The following is a 14,792-nucleotide window of genomic DNA, read 5'->3' as shown; positions in this document are numbered from 1 at the left end:
CACGGGGATGACGGCGCGGATCCTGCCCTCGACCGGCCTGCTGCGCCGGGTGCGCAGCGAGTCGCCGGCCATCCCTCCTCGACCCGTCGACGACCCCGGGCTCGTCGACCGGTTCGCCCGGCGCGCCGTCGACCTGCGGGTCTCGCTCACCGAGCGCTGCAACCTCCGATGCACGTACTGCATGCCGGCGGAGGGGCTGCCCGTGATCCCGTCGGACGCACTCATGACGGCGGCGGAGATCGACCGTCTGGTCGGCCTCGCCGCCGGCACCCTCGGCGTGCGCAAGGTCCGCTTCACCGGTGGTGAGCCGCTCCTGCGCGCCGACCTCGTCGACATCGTCCGTCGGTGCTCGGCCCACGACGTCGAACTGTCGATCACCACGAACGCGATCGGCCTGGCGAACCGCGCACAGGCCCTGGCGGACGCCGGACTGCGCCGCGTCAACGTCTCGCTCGACACCGTCGACCCGGACGTCTTCGCCGAGGTCACCCGGCGCCCGTTCCTCGACCGCGTGCTCGAGGGCATCGCCGCCGCGGCGGACGCGGGTCTCGGGGTCAAGGTCAACGCGGTGCTGCTCCGCGGGGTGAACGACCACCTCGCCGTCGACCTGCTCGCCTGGTGCCTCGAGCGCGGGCACGAGCTGCGCTTCATCGAGCAGATGCCACTCGACCCCGGGCACGCCTGGGACGGCGCCACCATGGTCACGGCGGAGGAGACCCGCGCCCTGCTCGGCGAGCACTACCGGCTCGAGCCCGACGAGGCGCCGCGTGACGGCGCCCCCGCCGAGCGGTACCGCGTGTCGACGCTCGACGGCGAACCGCTCGGCACCGTCGGTGTGATCGCGAGCATCACCGAGTCGTTCTGCGCCGACTGCACCCGCACGCGCCTGACCGCCGAGGGACACGTGCGCTCCTGCCTGTTCTCGGACGACGAGGTCGACCTGCTCGGCCCCCTGCGCGCCGGCGCCGACGACGACGTCCTGCTCGACACCTGGCGACGCGCGATGTGGGCGAAGCCGCGGGACCACGGCGACGACGCGGACGGGATCGTGCACCCGTCCCGCGGCATGAGTGCGATCGGAGGCTGACCCGTGACGACGATGCGGTTCTTCGCCGCGGCCCGCGCGGCCGTCGGCCAGGACGAGACCACGGTGGCCGCGACGACGCTCGATGCGGCACTGCGGGGCGTCACGGCGGCCGATCCGGACCGGTGGACGGCGTTGCAGGAGCGGTGCTCGTACCTCGTCGACGGGGTCACGACGCGCGACCGCTCGACGTCGCTCGACGGCGTCGCGACCGTCGACGTGATGCCCCCGTTCGCCGGCGGCTAGGCCACCGTCACGCGGGCGCGGCGACGCTGACCTCGTCCGGGTCGACAGCGACCCGCACCGCCACTCCCGGCTCCAGACCGAGGGCCGCGGCCGACGCGACGGTCACGTCGGCCACCAGGTCACCCGCGTGCACCCGCACCAGCCCGTCACGCGGTTCCACCGCGGTCACCGTCCGTGCCAACCCCGGCCCGTCACGGCGCACGCGCGCCGCGGTCGGGTGCAGGGCCGCGACCGCGGGTCGGCCGGGAGGCACGGTGTGCGTCGCGGACGCCAGCTCACCGCCGCCGTCGAGCGCGATCCCGGTCGGCGTGGCCGTCCCGGGGACGAGCACCAGTCCGGAGAAGGACGCCGAGAACGGCGTGCGCGGTTGCCGGAGGACGGCCTCGGTGCGCCCCTCCTCGACGACGCGGCCGTCCTGCAGCACGACGACGCGGTCGGCGAGCGTGACGGCCTCGAGCGGGTCGTGTGTGACGAGGAGGGTCGGGCGGCCGCGCAGGGCGGCGCGCAGCGCCGCGCGGACCTCGGTGCGGGCGTCGACGTCGAGCGCCGTGGTCGGCTCGTCGAGGAGCAGCAGCGCGGGTTCCGTCGCGAGGGCACGGGCGACCGCGACACGCTGCGCCTGCCCGCCGGACAGCGTGGTCGGTGACCGGTCGGCGAGTCCGGACGCACCGACGGCGGCGAGGGCCGTGGCGGCGCGGTGCCGCGCCTCCCGGCGGCCGGCCCCGGTGGCACGCGGGCCGAAGGCGACGTTGCCGGCGACCGTGCGGTGGGCGAAGAGGTCCGGGCGTTGTGCGACCAGGCCGACCCGGCGGCGGTGCGTCGGCACGGACGTCAGGTCGCGGCCCGCGAGCACGACGCTGCCGTCGCGCGTGCGGAGGAGGCCGGCGAGGGCCTCGACGACGGTCGACTTGCCGGCGCCGTTCGGCCCGACCAGCGCGACGCACTCGTCGGGGCCGATCGTCAGGCGCACGTCGACGTCCCGCTCGGGCACGAGCACGTGCGCGACGAGCCCCGTTCCACCGCCCGTCACGTCGTCACCGGGCGGGTGCGCACCGTCGTCGTCCCGATCACGACGAGGGCGACCACGACGAGGACGAGCGCGAGCGCGACGGCGGTGTCCGGGTCGATCTCGCGCTGCAGGTAGACCTCGAGCGGGAGCGTCCGGGTGACCCCCTGCAGGCTGCCGGCGAAGGTGAGGGTGGCGCCGAACTCGCCGAGCGCCCGCGCCCCGCAGAGCACCAGGCCGGAGGTGATGCCCGGGAGCACGCGCGGCGTCGTGACGGTGAGGAACGTCCAGGTCGGTCCGGCGCCGAGCGTGGCGGCGACCCGTTCGGCGCGACCGCCGCCGGTGCGGAGCGAGCCCTCGATCGACGACACCAGGAACGGCATCGACACGAAGACCTGCGCCGTCACGACCGCCGTCGTGGTGAAGGCGATCCGGAGCCCGTGCTCGTCGAGGAACGCGCCGAGCACGCCGAGCCGCCCGAAGGCCGCGAGCAGGGCGAGACCGCCGACCACGGGCGGGAGCACGAGCGGCAGGAGGACGAGCGCACGGAGGACCCCGACCCAGCGGGAGGTCGAGCGGGCGAACAGCACCGCCAGCGGGTAGCCGAGGACGAACGCGACCCCGGTGGCGGCGGCCGCGGTGCCGAGGCTCAGCCCGAGCGCGGTGGTCGACGCGGGTGCCGTGACCAGGGCGACGAACGACGACCAGTCGACGCGACCGACCATCGCGACCACGGGCACGACGACGAACAGGCCGCCGAGGACCGCGGGGACCGGGAGCCACCACGGCACGGGGGTCCGCTGGTGGCGGAGCGTGGTCCTGTTCGTCATCGTCCTGGTCGTCCGGTGCATCGTGGTCGTCGTCAGGGTGCGCCGAAGCCGGCGTCCGAGAGGACCTCGCGGCCGGCGTCGGAGCGGACGAACGCGGCGAACGACGCGGCGGTCTCCGGGTTCGCGGAATCCTTCAGGACACCGATCGGGTACGTGTTCACGGCCTCGGACGACTCCGCGAACGGGACGCCCTCGACCTTCCCCCCGGAGCCCTCGACGTCGGTGACGTAGACGAGCCCGGCGTCGGCCTGCCCGGACTCGACCTTCCCGAGGACGTCGGTGACCGACTGCTCCTCGCTCACCGGTCGGAGCTCGACGCCCGCGGCCCGCTCGACCTCCGCCGTCGCCGCACCGCACGGCACGGGGGCGGCGCAGGTGACGACCTGCAGGTCGGACGCGGTGAGGTCGCGGAGGTCCGCGACCTGCTCGGGGTTGCCGGGTGCGACGGCGATCTCGAGGGTGTTCGTCGCGAAGTCGCGGGGCCACCCCGTCGCCAGGTCGGTCGTCGCGAGCTTCGCCATGTTCGCCTCGTCGGCGGAGGCGAACACGTCGGCGGGGGCGCCGTTGCGGATCTGCGAGACGAGGTCGCTCGAACCGGCGAACGAGAACGTGACCGTGGTCCCCGGGTGCTGCTGCTCGTACTGCTCCCCGAGCTCCGTGAAGGTGCGCTGGAGCGAGGCGGCGGCGAAGACCGTGATCGACCCGGTCGGGCCCGTGCTGCCCGTGGCGGTGCCGCTCGCCGAGGTGCCCGTCGCGCCGCCGGTGGCCGGCCGGGTCGTGCACGCGGCGAGGCTCGTCCCGACGACGACCACGAGCGCGATCGCAACAGAGGTTCGCAGGAGCGTCTTCACGGGGCGATCCTAGCCGCACCTGCGGTCAGGAGGTGATCGGGTGGCCCTCCTGGCCCCACGCGGTGATCCCGCCGTCGAGGACGGTGACGGGCGACGACCCTGCCGGACGGTCCGCGATGGCCTGCCGTGCCCAGGCGGTGGCGCGCTTCCCGGACGCGCACACGACGACCAGTTCGTCGACCGCCCCGGAGCCGCCGAGGTCGTCCGGGGTCCGCGAGCCCGGGATCACCCCGGTCGCACGCTCCGCCTCGGTCCGGACGTCGACGAGGACGATCCGGTCGCCGGCGACGTCGGCCGCACCGTCGTCACCGAGTCGTCGTGCCAGCTCGGCGGGGGCGATCCGCGGCGGCTCCGCGACCGCCGACGCCGCGGGACGGACCGATCCCGGGCCGCGACGCAGGACGCTCTCGGTCCAGCGCCACCGACGGGCGTCCACCGTGAGCACCCGGCCGAGCAGCGGCTCGCCGAGCCCGGCGACCAGGGCGGTGACCTGCGCCGCCATCACCGCGCCCACTGCGCCGCACAGGGCGGGCAGCACGCCGTCCGCGGCGCAGGAGCCCTCGTCCGGCAGCGCCTCGGGGTGGAGGTCGTGGAAGTCGACCGGGTCGGCGGCGGCGTCGTGGAAGACCGAGACCTGTCCGTCGTAGCCGAGCGCGGTGCCCCAGACGAAGGGCACGCCCGCCGCGGCGCACGCGTCGGAGACGGCACGGGTGACCTCGACGCTGTCCGCCGCGTCGACCACCACGTCGTGGTCGGCGACGTGCTCGGGGCGGAAGCGCTCGGTCAGGGCGACGACCTCGACGACGGCGTCGACGCCGCGCACCCGGTCGGCTGCGCGCGCCGCCTTCGAGCGCCCCACGTCGGCGGCAGCGAACAGCGTCTGTCGCGCCAGGTTCGACGTGTCCACCGTGTCGTGGTCGACGATCGTGATCCGGCCGAGCCCGGAGCCGGCCAGGTACGTCAGGACGGGTGCGCCGAGCCCGCCCGCTCCGACGACGAGGACCCGGGCGCCGGCGAGCGCGTCGAGCGCCGCCTGCCCGGCACCGTCGAGCGCGGCCGTGCGCGAGGTGCTCCGCCGCCGGGCGGCGAGCGCTGCGGGGTCGGGCGTGGCTGGGTCGGGCGTGGCTGGGTCGGACACGGCGGGGTCGGACACGGCGGGGTCGGGCGTGGCGGGGTCGGGCGTGGTCACCGTGCGCGCTCCGGCTGCTCCGGCACCTCGACGGTGACCATCGTGGCCTTGACGGACGCGACCGCGACGGAACCGACCTCGAGCCCGAGGTCGCGGACGGCCTCGGCGGTCATCAGGGACACCACGCGGTTCGGGCCGGCCTGCAGCTCCACCTGGGCGACCACCCCCTCGACGACCAGGTCGGTGACGATGCCGACGAAGCGGTTCCGCGCCGAGCTGCGGACACCGGACGGGTCGTCGAGCCCGGCGTCACGACCGCGGACGTACGCGGCGAGGTCCCGCCCCTCGACCACCGTGCGGCCGGACGGGTCCTCGGAACGGGGCAGCGTGCCGGCGTCGACCAGGCGCCGGACGGTGTCGTCGCTGACGCCCAGGTACCGCGCGGCGTCTCGGATGCGGAGTGTCGTCATGGTGTCCGTGACCCTACGGCATGGCGAACTCTCACGGAGGGGACAGCGGTACGGGGCACGCGCCCAGCCGTGCGCGCTACCGTCGCGGGCGTGACTGCACCACAGACCGGCACCATCCACGTCCCCGCATCCGCCGGGGTCGCGCCGGTCCGTACCCGCCTGCGGTCCGCGTCGACGGCCCTGCGCATCGCAGCCGTCCGGACCCCGGAGCTCACCGTGGGCGCGCTCGGCGTCGTCACGGGTGCGCTCTTCGCCTGGGTACCCTCGGTCTGGTACGACGAGGCCGCGACGGTCACCAGCGCCACGCGCAGCTGGCCGCAGCTCTGGGCCGAACTCCACACCGTGGACGCGGTGCACGGGCTGTACTACGCACTCATCCACGCCTGGTTCTGGCTCGTGGGGTACACGCCGTTCACCCTCCGCTTCCCGAGTGCACTCGCCATCGGCGTCACCGCCGGGCTCGTCGTCGCACTCGGACGCCGTCTGGGTGGTCGTCGGCTCGGCATCGTCGCCGGGCTCGTGTTCCTCGCGATCCCCCGCGTGCAGTGGGCCGGGTCCGAGGGCCGCCCCTACGCCACCGTCACGACCCTGGCCGTCGCACTGACGCTCGTCGGCATCACGGCCGTCCGACGCACCCGGTCCGGCGCGACGCGGGCGTCGAGCATGCGCTGGTGGACCGCCTACGGGCTGCTCGCGGTCCTGGCCGTCTGCTTCAACGTGTACCTCGCGCTCGCCGTGGTCGCTCACGCGGCAGCCCTGGCCTGGACGTGGCTGGCCGAGCGCCGGTCGCGCACGTGGACCCGGCGGTCGGGCACCGGTGACCCGCTCGCGGGCCGCGTCGTCCTCGTCCGCTGGGTCATCGCCGCCGCAGCTGCCGCGCTCCTCGCGTCGCCGCTCGTGCTCGAGGTCACGGAGCAGTCCAAGCAGGTCGCGTGGATCTCGGGCATCACGCAGCGCACGCCGCGCCAGGTGTTCGCCACCTCGTGGTTCGGCGGGATCGACTCGTACGCCGCGGTCGCGTGGACGCTCCTCGTCATCGGTGTCGTCGTGTCCCTGGTCGCCGCACACCGCCGCGTCCCCACCGTCCGCGCGCTCCTCCGGGCGCAGGCGGTCCGGATCGCCCTGCCGCTGGCGCTGCTGCCGACCGGGGCACTCCTCGCCGCGACGGCACTCGGCAAGCACCTCTACTCCCCCAAGTACGCATCGCTGAGCATGCCGTTCGTCGCGCTCCTCATCGCGCTCGCGATCACCGCCCTGCGGCGGAAGGCCCTGATCGCCGCGCTGCTCGCGCTCTTCCTCGTCATCAGCGTCCCGAGCGCGATCGACGTCAAGACGCCCCGGTCGAAGCAGGAGTCGACCTGGGCGAACGCCGCGTCGATCATCGCCGCCGAGCGTGGGGCGAACACCGGTGCCAACGAGGGCGTGGTCTTCGGCAGCGTCTACGGGCACCCGACGTCCACCGCGGAGATCATCCGCGTCTCCTACCCCTGGGCGTTCACCGGGATGACCGACCTGGGCATCCGGAAGAACGGCGCCGAGACGGGCGTGCTCTGGAACGAGAACGGCGACCTGGCGTCGACGATCCCGGCACGCCTCGGTGACATCGACACCGTGTGGTTCGTCGGCGGCACCCCGAAGGCTCGCAACATCCAGCCGGAGACGACCGAGGTGCTCGCCGAGCACGGCTTCCACGTCGAGCAGAAGTGGCGGACCGGTCGGGTCGTCATCACGGAGTTCGTCCGCGACTGAGCCCCGACGGCACCGTAGGTCCGGTGGTCAGTCGGCACCGCGGGTCCGGTGGTCAGTGCACGACGCGGGCACCGTGCACCGGGCCGGTCGCCCGGAGCGCGACGAGCCCGGAGGCGCTGAGCTCGACCTGCACCTCGAGCGCAGCATCGCGGTCGGCGACCAGGAACGCGACCGTCGGGCCGCTCCCCGAGACGATGCCCGCGAGCGCGCCGGCCTTCTCCCCCACCTCGATCGTCGCCGCGAGCCCCGGCTGCAGCCGCATCGCGGGTGCCTGCAGGTCGTTGTGCAGGCAGTCCGCGAGCAGGTCCGCGTCGCCGGCACGGAGCGCCTGGAGCACGTTCGCCTCGACGACGGGGGTCGTGGGAGCCGGGCGGATGTCGGCCCGGTAGCGCTCCCGGTGCTCGTCGAGCGCCCGGTAGACAGCAGGGGTGGAGAGACCGTCCTCGCTGAGCGCGAGGACCCAGTGGAACTCCCCCTTGGCGAGCGCCGGGCTCAGCTCGTCGCCGCGACCCGTCCCCACGGCGGTGCCGCCGGCGAAGGCGAACGGGACGTCCGCGCCGAGTCGGGCCGCGAGCCGCAGCAGCTCGTCCCGCCCGAGGGCGGTGCCCCAGAGGGTGTCGCACGCGAGCAGGGTCGCCGCGGCGTCGGCCGATCCCCCGCCCATCCCGCCGGCGACGGGGACCTGCTTGTCGATGGTGAGCCGGACGCCGCCCCGGTGCCCGGCGGCCTCGGCCACGAGACGCGCGGCGCGGATCGCCAGGTTCGAGTCGTCGGTCGGGACCGCACTGGTGTCGATCGGTCCCGTGAAGCGCACGGAGAAGTCGTCGGCCGCTTCCGCGGTGACGTCCTCGTACAGCGACACCGCCTGGTACGCGGTCGCCACGTCGTGGTAGCCGTCGTCCTGCAGCGCGCCGACGGACAGGAACACGTTGATCTTGCCGGGAGCGCGCACCCGCACGCGGGTCGGTGCGGCCAGCGAGGTCATGCGTCCAACCTATCCTCCCCGCGCCGGGCCGCGGACTACGCCGAGGTCCCCGCCGCCACGAACCCGCGAGCCAGGTCGGCCAGGATGTCGTCCACGTGCTCCAGACCGATCGACAGGCGGATCATGCCCTCCCCGACGCCGGCGGCCGCGCGTTGCTGCGGGGTCATCTGCACGTGGGTCGTCGACGCGGGGTGCACGACGAGCGACCGGACGTCGCCCAGGTTCGACACGTGGTCGAAGAGCTCGAGCGCGGCGACGAACCGGCGACCGGCAGCGACCCCACCGGCGAGGTCGAACGCCAGCACGGCCGACGGCCCCTTCGGCACGTAGCGCTGCTGCAGGTGGTGCCACGGCGACGAGGGCAGCCCGGCGTAGTGCACGTGCTCGACCTGCGCGTGTCCGTCCAACCACGAGGCGACCGCGGCCGCGTTCGCCACGTGCCGGTCCATGCGCAGCGACAGCGTCTGGATGCCCTGCAGGACGAGGAAGGCGTTGAACGGAGCGATCGCGGGGCCGAGGTCGGCGGACAGCTTCGACCGGGTGCGCTGGATGAACGCGCGGCGGCCGAACTTCTCGGCGAAGGCCGTCCCGGCGAACCCGGACTGCTCGACCGTCGTGAGCTGCGGGTACTTCTCCGCCTGCGCCGCCCAGTCGAAGTTCCCGCCGTCGACGATGATCCCGGCGACGGCGCTGCCGTGGCCGGCGAGGTACTTCGTCGCCGAGTGCACGACGATGTCCGCGCCGTGCTCGATCGGTCGCACGAGGTACGGCGTCGCGATGGTGTTGTCGACGATGAGCGGCACCCCCGCGTCGTGCGCGACACCGGCGACCCCCGCGAAGTCCAACACGTCGCCGCGCGGGTTCGGGATGCTCTCGCCGAAGAACGCCCGCGTCTCCGGACGGACCGCGGCGCGCCACTCGTCGAGGTCCGTCGGGTCATGCACGAAGGTGAACGTGATGCCGAGGTCGCTCAGCGTCGAGTGGAAGAGCGTGTAGGTCGCACCGTAGAGCGACGCCGACGAGACGACGTGGGCGCCCGCCCGCGCGACGCCGAGCACCGCCAGCGAGGTCGCCGCCTGACCGGACGCCAGCGCCAGTGCTCCGACCCCGCCCTCGAGGTCCGCGACGCGTCGCTCCAGGGCCGCCGCAGACGGGTTGTTGACGCGTGTGTAGGTGTGTCCAGGTGCGTCGAGCATGAAGCGCGCCGCCGCGTCCTCGCCCGAGGGGTACACGAAGGCCGCGCTCTGCGCGATCGGGGGCACGTTCGCCCCGAAGCCCGGGTCGGCCGTGAAGCCGGCCCGGATCTGCCGCGTCTCGAACGCCCAGTCGTCCTCGGCCGCCATCAGGCGACCGGCTCGGCGGGGACGGCGGCGCGGACGAGCGGGATGACCTGCTCGCCGAAGCGCTCCATCTCCTCGGCCTGCGGCGAGAACTGCAGCAGGAGCGTGTCGACGCCGGCGTCCTCGAACTCGCGGATGCGGTCGGCGACCTGCTGCGGCGTACCGACGAACCCGGGGCGCAGACCGCGGTTCGACACCGAGTAGTCCTCGAGCGACGGCACGTGCTCGAGCTGCGACTTCGAGATGAAGTCCTGGTACGACTCGTACGCCTTCCCGTGGCGGACGTCGGTGATGCGGGCCAGCTCGGCCTGCGCCTCCTCCTCGGTCTCGCGGACGATCACGTACGCGGCCATGCCGAACGCCTCGAACGGTGCGGCGCCGGCGTCCTCGCGGCGACGCTTCATCTCGTCGATCTTCGTGCGGAGCTCGTCGACGGTGCCGCCGTGCGTCAGGTACGCGTCGGCGAAGCGGGTGATCGAGCTCTTGCCCGCCTCGCTCTCGCCGCCGGCGTAGATGCGCGGGGTGACCCGCGGCTTCGGCTCGAGGTGCGTGTTCTGCACGTCGTAGTACTCGCCCGTGAACGAGAACGGCGTCTCGGCCCAGAGGCCCTTGAGGATCGCGACGAACTCCTCGGTGCGCGCGTACCGGTCGTCGTGCTCGGAGAAGATGCCACCGTACTGGCGGGCTTCCTCCGCCCACCAGGCGCTCACGACGTTGAACGTGAAGCGACCACAGGAGATCTCGTCGATGGTCGCGGCCTGCTTCGCCGTCACCGCCGGCAGGTGGTAGCCCGGACGCATCGCGGCCATGATCTCGAGCCGCTCGGTCGTCGCGGCCAGGGCGGCCGCGAGCGCCCACGCCTCGAGGCTCGGCGCGGCCGTCCCCTTGATGTCGTTGAGGTTGAGCTCCGGCACGAGCGTCAGGTCGAAGCCGATCCGCTCGGCACGCTGCGCCAGCCGCTTCACGTAGTCGAAGGTGACGGGCATGTCCTCGTCCTCGACGTTGCGCAGCCAGCCGCCGAAGAGCGGGGTCCAGTATCCGAATCGCACGAGTGGTTCCTCAGGTGTGTCGTGACGGCCGGGAGGCGCGGGGCGGGCCCGCCACGAGCCTCCAGGCCGGTGGGTGGTGTCGTCTCAGGCCGTGGTCGCCGACGTGGCGTACGCCTGCTCGAGGAGCGCGCCGGTGAAGCGCGCGATCGCGCGCGGACCGGAGACCGGCGCGACCGCCTCGACGGCGGGGTTGTAGTTCGTGTTCGTGTTCACGTCGTAGACGACCGTGCGGCCGTCCGTGGTCTCCATGAACTCGACACCCGCGACCTGGATGCGCTGGTCGGCGAGGAACGTCCGGAGCTGCTGCACGAGCGGGTGGTGGGCCGTGACCTCGTCACGGATGCTGAAGGCGGCCGGTGCCCCGGTGCCGGTCGTCTCGGCGCCGGGCACGTCGCAGACGGCGCCGGCGATGGCCTGGGGCACCTCGCACGCGTCGGCCGGGCAGAGCTCGAAGCTGCCGGCGCTCGTGTCGACACGGACCGCGTAGACGAACTCGCCGCCGACGAACTCGGCTCGGGTGATGAAGGGCTCGCGGGCGGTCAGGAGCTCCTGGAGCAGCGTGATGCCGTCGACGGGGGCCTCGAACTCGGGGCTGTCGACGTACGCGTCGAACTCGGCGAGGGTGTCGAAACGGCGGACGCCGAGGCCCTTGCCGCCCTGGTTGTGCTTCGTGATGAAGGGGACGTCCTGCCCGTCCGTGAAGGTCCGCGCGGCGTCCTGCAGGGCGGCCGACCCGAAGACCGCGGTCGTGCGGGGCACGTCGAAGCCGGCGTCCCGGAGGAGCCCGTGCTGGGCGACCTTCGACACCTCGAGCTCGAGCACGTGGCTGCCGTTCACGACCGTCGCACCGGAGCGCTCGAGCCAGCCGAGCAGCGCGCGGGCGTACTCCTTGCTGTGCTCGTTGCCGCGGGTGTGGCTCGACGCGGACATCCGCGACCAGTAGACGCCCGGAGCCGGCTCGGCGGTCAGGTCGATGCTGCCCAGGGCACCGCCGTCGGTGAGCAGGAGTTCCTCGACCGGCACCCCTTCTGCCGCGAAGGCAGCGGCGAACGGCGGGAACCACTCGGGGTTCTCGTGGATGACGTACACGCGCGGAGTTGTCACCGGGCCACCCTAGGCACGCTCCCCCTGGGGGTGCCAGGTGTGTGACGCGGGATTGCGGCGTGCGTCCGCGCGCGGTCGCCTCGTGCCATCGCGGCGGGGTCACCTCGTGCCGGAGCGCCGGGTGTGCGAGGGTGGAACGCATGTCCTACCCCGCGTACGAGGAGACCGTCCGTCCCGGCCGTGTGATGACCGTCGTGGGGTGGGCCGTGATCGCGACCGCGGTCGGGATCGCGACGCTCGTGCTCGCGGTGCCGGCGGGGTGGCAGGACCAGCCGCCGTCGGCGTCGGACGTCGGCGTGCTGGTGGTCACCCTCGCCGTCACGGTCGCGCTCGGCATCGGGATGATGACCATGCGGATGACGGTGCGGGTCGACGAGGTGCTCGAGGTCCGTGTCCGCCCCTGGTGGTACCGGCGGCGCGTCGCCCCCGAGCAGATCACGTCGGCCGAGGTCGTGCACATGACGGGTGGCAACTCCGGCGGGCTCGGCATCCGGCTCGTCCCCGGCGGCACGGCGGTGCTGCTCGACGGCGGACCCGGCGTGCAGGTCGCGATCCGCGGGGCGCGGTCGCTGCGGTTCCGGTGCAACGACCCCGAAGCCGTCGTCGAGGCCCTGCGGGCACGGGGTGCGTCGGCGGACTGAGGATCAGCGCGCGACGCGGTCGGCGCCGAACTGCTGCGTGCCGACGACGCCGAGGAGCTCGAGCTTCTGCGCGTCCTCGCTCCCCGCGGGCGCGGTGAACAACAGGAGCGCCTGCGCCTGGTCGTCCGTGTGGAGCACCTGGCAGTCGACGGTGATCCGGCCGAGCTCGGGCTGCACGATGGTCTTGTCGTCCGACCAGCGGGTCGCGACCTCGTGGCGTTCCCAGAGCTCCCGGAACTGCGGGCTGCGGCGCTGCAGTTCGGCGACGAGCTCCGTCGCCCGACGGTCGCTCGGCCCCGCGAGCCCGACGGCCGCGCGGAGCGACGCGACCACGACCCGACCGAGCCGTTCGTGCTGTTCGGGCGCGTACTTCGCCTGCTCCGTCCCCGAGACGAACCAGCGCCACGCCTGGTAGCGCTCGTTGCCCGGCAGGTCGACGGATCCGCCGAGCAGTGCCCGAGCGAGCCGGTTCTCGACGAGCGTCTCACCGAGGTGGCTCACGACGATCGCCGGGGTGTCCTCGAGCCGGTCGAGCACGCGCAGGATCGCGGGGTCCACGTGGTCCGCGCGGTGCATCCGGACCGGCGCCGTGTGCCCGGCGAGGTGGAACAGGTGGTCGCGTTCGTCGAGGCTGCACCGGAGGGCCCGGGCGATCGCCGCGACCATCTGCTCCGACGGCTGCGGGCCCCGCTGCTGCTCGAGCCGCGTGTAGTAGTCGACGCTCATCCCGGCGAGTGCGGCGACCTCCTCGCGACGGAGTCCGGGGGTCCGCCGACGGTGACCGCTGCCGAGGCCGACGTCCTCGGGGCGCAGCAGCTCGCGGCGGCGGCGCAGGAAGTCGGCGAGCGTGGGGCGGTCCATGCCCCCATCGTGCCGTCTCGGCCGGAGCGGAGCCAGGGACCGCCGGTCCCCCGATGCCCGCGCCCTGGAGGAGCCCCGGGCGCAGGAGCATCGTGGTCGGCATGGACACCACGAACAGCACCGTCTTCATCTCCGGCGCGACCTCGGGCCTCGGGCTCGCCCTCGCGCAGCGCCTGCAGGCCGCCGGCAGCACCGTCGTCATCGGCGGCCGCCGCCAGGACCGCCTGGACGCCCTCGCCGCCGAGCACGGCTTCGGTACCGTCGCGATCGACGTCGCCGACGCGGACTCCATCGCGAGCGCGGCAGCGGACGTGACGGCCCGCTGGCCGGAGCTCGACACCGTCGTCACGATGTCGGGCATCATGCGCAACGAGGACCTGCGCGACCCCGGACACATCGACGACGCACTCGCGACCGTCCAGACCAACCTGGTCGGGACGATCCGGCTCATCGACGCCTTCCTGCCGCACCTGCTCTCCCGGCCGGCGGCGACGCTGATCACGGTGTCGTCCGGTCTGGCCTTCGTCCCGCTGACCGCGACCCCGACCTACAGCGCCACGAAGGCCGCGGTGCACTCGTACACGCAGGCGCTCCGGCAGCAGCTCGTCGGCAGCTCGGTGGCGGTGCTGGAGCTCGCCCCGCCGGCCGTGCAGACGGACCTGATGGGTGGCGCCGACTTCGGCGGGATGCCCCTCGACGCCTTCACGGACGAGGTGATGGGTCTGCTCGACTCCGGTGCCGCGCCGGAGATCCTCGTGCAGGACGTCCAGCCGCTGCGCTGGGCCGAGCGCGACGGGACGCACCAGCAGATCCTCGAGGCGATGGCCGGCCGCGGCCACTGAGCCACGCACCACGGGCGGATCAGCCCCGGGCGAGGAGACGTGTGCACGTCGACCGTCAGACCGGGGTCGGGGTCGGGGCCGGTGCGGGCACCGGCGCCGGCGGGAGCACGCTGCTCCGTCAGTCGACCTCGCCGGCGGCGCGCCGACGCCGGATCCGCGCGTCGAGCCCCCGGTTCAACGCCCAGAGCCCCAGCACGATGGCGGTGACGAGGAGCGACTCGGCCAGCGTCCGGTCCAGCGGTCCACGGAGCACCCAGAAGGCGCCCCCGGCCAGGACGGCGACCATCGCGACGGTGCCGATGGAGCTCCTCGCAGCCCGCGGCTCGGCCCCGGTGGACGCCCCGTCCTCGTCCTCGTCCGCGAGCTGGTTGAACCAGAGTCCCCACGCCGCCAGGCCTGCTCCGAACAGGGCGGCTGCCCACGCAGCATCGTCGCCGGCGTCACGGACGATGGCGACGACGGCGAGGACCGCGACGAGTGCACCGCCCGCGAGGAAGAAGAGCGTGATCGCCAGGGCGAGGCGTGAGGTCGGAGCGTGCACGCGGTCAGCCTAGGGCTCCGTCGCCGACACGACGATCACCGGGCCGGAGCAGTGACCCGACCGC

General features: G+C 73.8%; 16 protein-coding genes. 5 read left to right on the top strand and 11 right to left on the bottom strand.

Going from position 1 to position 14,792, the window contains the following annotated elements; all coding sequences use genetic code 11:
- Window positions 1–7 precede the first annotated feature (7 nt).
- Both moaA and ACIQFY_RS05265 read left to right on the top strand, forming a co-directional pair.
- Entirely contained in the window at window positions 8–1,087 is a 1,080-nt protein-coding gene (gene moaA, locus ACIQFY_RS05270; RefSeq protein ID WP_400338607.1) for a GTP 3',8-cyclase MoaA, read from the top strand.
- 12 nt (window positions 1,088–1,099) lie between these two features.
- Window positions 1,100–1,330: a MoaD/ThiS family protein gene (locus ACIQFY_RS05265; protein ID WP_245172441.1), complete on the top strand. Its 231-nt coding sequence runs from the start codon at window positions 1,100–1,102 to the stop codon at window positions 1,328–1,330.
- Window positions 1,331–1,337: 7 nt separating this feature from the next.
- On the opposite strand, the gene ACIQFY_RS05260 is transcribed toward ACIQFY_RS05265, so the two are convergent.
- Genes ACIQFY_RS05260 through ACIQFY_RS05240 form a run of 5 tightly spaced genes read right to left on the bottom strand, consistent with a single transcriptional unit; the run spans window position 1,338 to window position 5,616 of the window.
- Window positions 1,338–2,360 carry an ABC transporter ATP-binding protein gene (locus ACIQFY_RS05260; RefSeq protein WP_326496919.1) on the bottom strand — a complete coding sequence of 341 codons (1,023 nt, stop codon included), beginning with the start codon at window positions 2,358–2,360 and terminating at the stop codon, window positions 1,338–1,340.
- Complete coding sequence (locus ACIQFY_RS05255; protein ID WP_400338605.1) at window positions 2,357–3,166, bottom strand: ABC transporter permease; 810 nt, start codon at window positions 3,164–3,166, stop codon at window positions 2,357–2,359. The genes ACIQFY_RS05260 and ACIQFY_RS05255 overlap by 4 nt, the downstream gene beginning before the upstream one ends.
- Before the next feature lie 32 nt (window positions 3,167–3,198).
- Window positions 3,199–4,017 carry a molybdate ABC transporter substrate-binding protein gene (gene modA, locus ACIQFY_RS05250; protein ID WP_400338603.1) on the bottom strand — a complete coding sequence of 273 codons (819 nt, stop codon included), beginning with the start codon at window positions 4,015–4,017 and terminating at the stop codon, window positions 3,199–3,201.
- A 25-nt stretch (window positions 4,018–4,042) separates the two neighbouring features.
- Entirely contained in the window at window positions 4,043–5,206 is a 1,164-nt protein-coding gene (locus ACIQFY_RS05245) for a ThiF family adenylyltransferase (RefSeq protein ID WP_400338601.1), read from the bottom strand.
- Complete coding sequence (locus ACIQFY_RS05240; RefSeq protein WP_066655894.1) at window positions 5,203–5,616, bottom strand: molybdopterin-binding protein; 414 nt, start codon at window positions 5,614–5,616, stop codon at window positions 5,203–5,205. Before ACIQFY_RS05240 ends, ACIQFY_RS05245 begins: the two co-directional genes overlap by 4 nt.
- A gap of 90 nt (window positions 5,617–5,706) precedes the next feature.
- Here ACIQFY_RS05240 and ACIQFY_RS05235 point away from each other — a divergent pair, with 90 nt between their 5' ends.
- On the top strand, window positions 5,707–7,365 hold the full coding sequence (locus ACIQFY_RS05235; RefSeq protein WP_326496915.1) for a glycosyltransferase family 39 protein: 1,659 nt from the start codon (window positions 5,707–5,709) through the stop codon (window positions 7,363–7,365).
- Window positions 7,366–7,417: 52 nt separating this feature from the next.
- On the opposite strand, the gene ACIQFY_RS05230 is transcribed toward ACIQFY_RS05235, so the two are convergent.
- The 4 genes from ACIQFY_RS05230 to ACIQFY_RS05215 form a co-directional block, all read right to left on the bottom strand.
- A complete protein-coding gene (locus tag ACIQFY_RS05230) occupies window positions 7,418–8,350 on the bottom strand; it encodes a 4-(cytidine 5'-diphospho)-2-C-methyl-D-erythritol kinase (protein ID WP_066655898.1) in 933 nt (310 codons plus the stop codon).
- A 35-nt stretch (window positions 8,351–8,385) separates the two neighbouring features.
- Complete coding sequence (locus ACIQFY_RS05225) at window positions 8,386–9,693, bottom strand: O-acetylhomoserine aminocarboxypropyltransferase/cysteine synthase family protein (protein ID WP_400338598.1); 1,308 nt, start codon at window positions 9,691–9,693, stop codon at window positions 8,386–8,388.
- Window positions 9,693–10,739, bottom strand: coding sequence for an LLM class flavin-dependent oxidoreductase (locus ACIQFY_RS05220; RefSeq protein WP_209685568.1), 1,047 nt, complete (start codon window positions 10,737–10,739; stop codon window positions 9,693–9,695). Before ACIQFY_RS05220 ends, ACIQFY_RS05225 begins: the two co-directional genes overlap by 1 nt.
- An 84-nt stretch (window positions 10,740–10,823) precedes the next feature.
- Window positions 10,824–11,843: a RimK family alpha-L-glutamate ligase gene (locus tag ACIQFY_RS05215; RefSeq protein ID WP_066655905.1), complete on the bottom strand. Its 1,020-nt coding sequence runs from the start codon at window positions 11,841–11,843 to the stop codon at window positions 10,824–10,826.
- Between the two features lie 140 nt (window positions 11,844–11,983).
- Here ACIQFY_RS05215 and ACIQFY_RS05210 point away from each other — a divergent pair, with 140 nt between their 5' ends.
- The gene (locus ACIQFY_RS05210; protein ID WP_066655907.1) at window positions 11,984–12,484 is read left to right on the top strand and encodes a hypothetical protein; all 501 of its coding nucleotides are present in this window, start codon (window positions 11,984–11,986) and stop codon (window positions 12,482–12,484) included.
- A gap of 3 nt (window positions 12,485–12,487) precedes the next feature.
- On the opposite strand, the gene ACIQFY_RS05205 is transcribed toward ACIQFY_RS05210, so the two are convergent.
- The gene (locus ACIQFY_RS05205; protein ID WP_400338596.1) at window positions 12,488–13,345 is read right to left on the bottom strand and encodes a helix-turn-helix transcriptional regulator; all 858 of its coding nucleotides are present in this window, start codon (window positions 13,343–13,345) and stop codon (window positions 12,488–12,490) included.
- Between the two features lie 101 nt (window positions 13,346–13,446).
- Between ACIQFY_RS05205 and ACIQFY_RS05200 the strand changes: the two genes are divergently transcribed.
- Window positions 13,447–14,187: an SDR family oxidoreductase gene (locus ACIQFY_RS05200; RefSeq protein ID WP_209685562.1), complete on the top strand. Its 741-nt coding sequence runs from the start codon at window positions 13,447–13,449 to the stop codon at window positions 14,185–14,187.
- Window positions 14,188–14,305: 118 nt separating this feature from the next.
- Here the strand turns inward: ACIQFY_RS05200 and ACIQFY_RS05195 are convergent, their stop codons facing one another.
- Window positions 14,306–14,728, bottom strand: a complete 423-nt coding sequence (locus ACIQFY_RS05195) for a hypothetical protein (RefSeq protein WP_400338594.1) — start codon at window positions 14,726–14,728, stop codon at window positions 14,306–14,308.
- Between the last annotated feature and the right edge of the window lie 64 nt (window positions 14,729–14,792).

Source organism: Curtobacterium sp. NPDC092190, assembly GCF_044755625.1.
Classification (GTDB): domain Bacteria; phylum Actinomycetota; class Actinomycetes; order Actinomycetales; family Microbacteriaceae; genus Curtobacterium.
The sequence above is the reverse complement of the archived record's forward strand: the minus strand, read 5'-3'. Positions and strand labels throughout refer to the sequence as shown.

Coding starts and splice junctions, on each gene's coding strand:
- moaA (WP_400338607.1), top strand. CDS start 8: ATGACGGCGCGGATCCTGCCCTCGACCGGCCTGCTGCGCCGGGTGCGC.
- ACIQFY_RS05265 (WP_245172441.1), top strand. CDS start 1,100: ATGCGGTTCTTCGCCGCGGCCCGCGCGGCCGTCGGCCAGGACGAGACC.
- ACIQFY_RS05255 (WP_400338605.1), bottom strand. CDS start 3,166: ATGACGAACAGGACCACGCTCCGCCACCAGCGGACCCCCGTGCCGTGG.
- ACIQFY_RS05240 (WP_066655894.1), bottom strand. CDS start 5,616: ATGACGACACTCCGCATCCGAGACGCCGCGCGGTACCTGGGCGTCAGC.
- ACIQFY_RS05230 (WP_066655898.1), bottom strand. CDS start 8,350: ATGACCTCGCTGGCCGCACCGACCCGCGTGCGGGTGCGCGCTCCCGGC.
- ACIQFY_RS05225 (WP_400338598.1), bottom strand. CDS start 9,693: ATGGCGGCCGAGGACGACTGGGCGTTCGAGACGCGGCAGATCCGGGCC.
- ACIQFY_RS05210 (WP_066655907.1), top strand. CDS start 11,984: ATGTCCTACCCCGCGTACGAGGAGACCGTCCGTCCCGGCCGTGTGATG.
- ACIQFY_RS05205 (WP_400338596.1), bottom strand. CDS start 13,345: ATGGACCGCCCCACGCTCGCCGACTTCCTGCGCCGCCGCCGCGAGCTG.
- ACIQFY_RS05200 (WP_209685562.1), top strand. CDS start 13,447: ATGGACACCACGAACAGCACCGTCTTCATCTCCGGCGCGACCTCGGGC.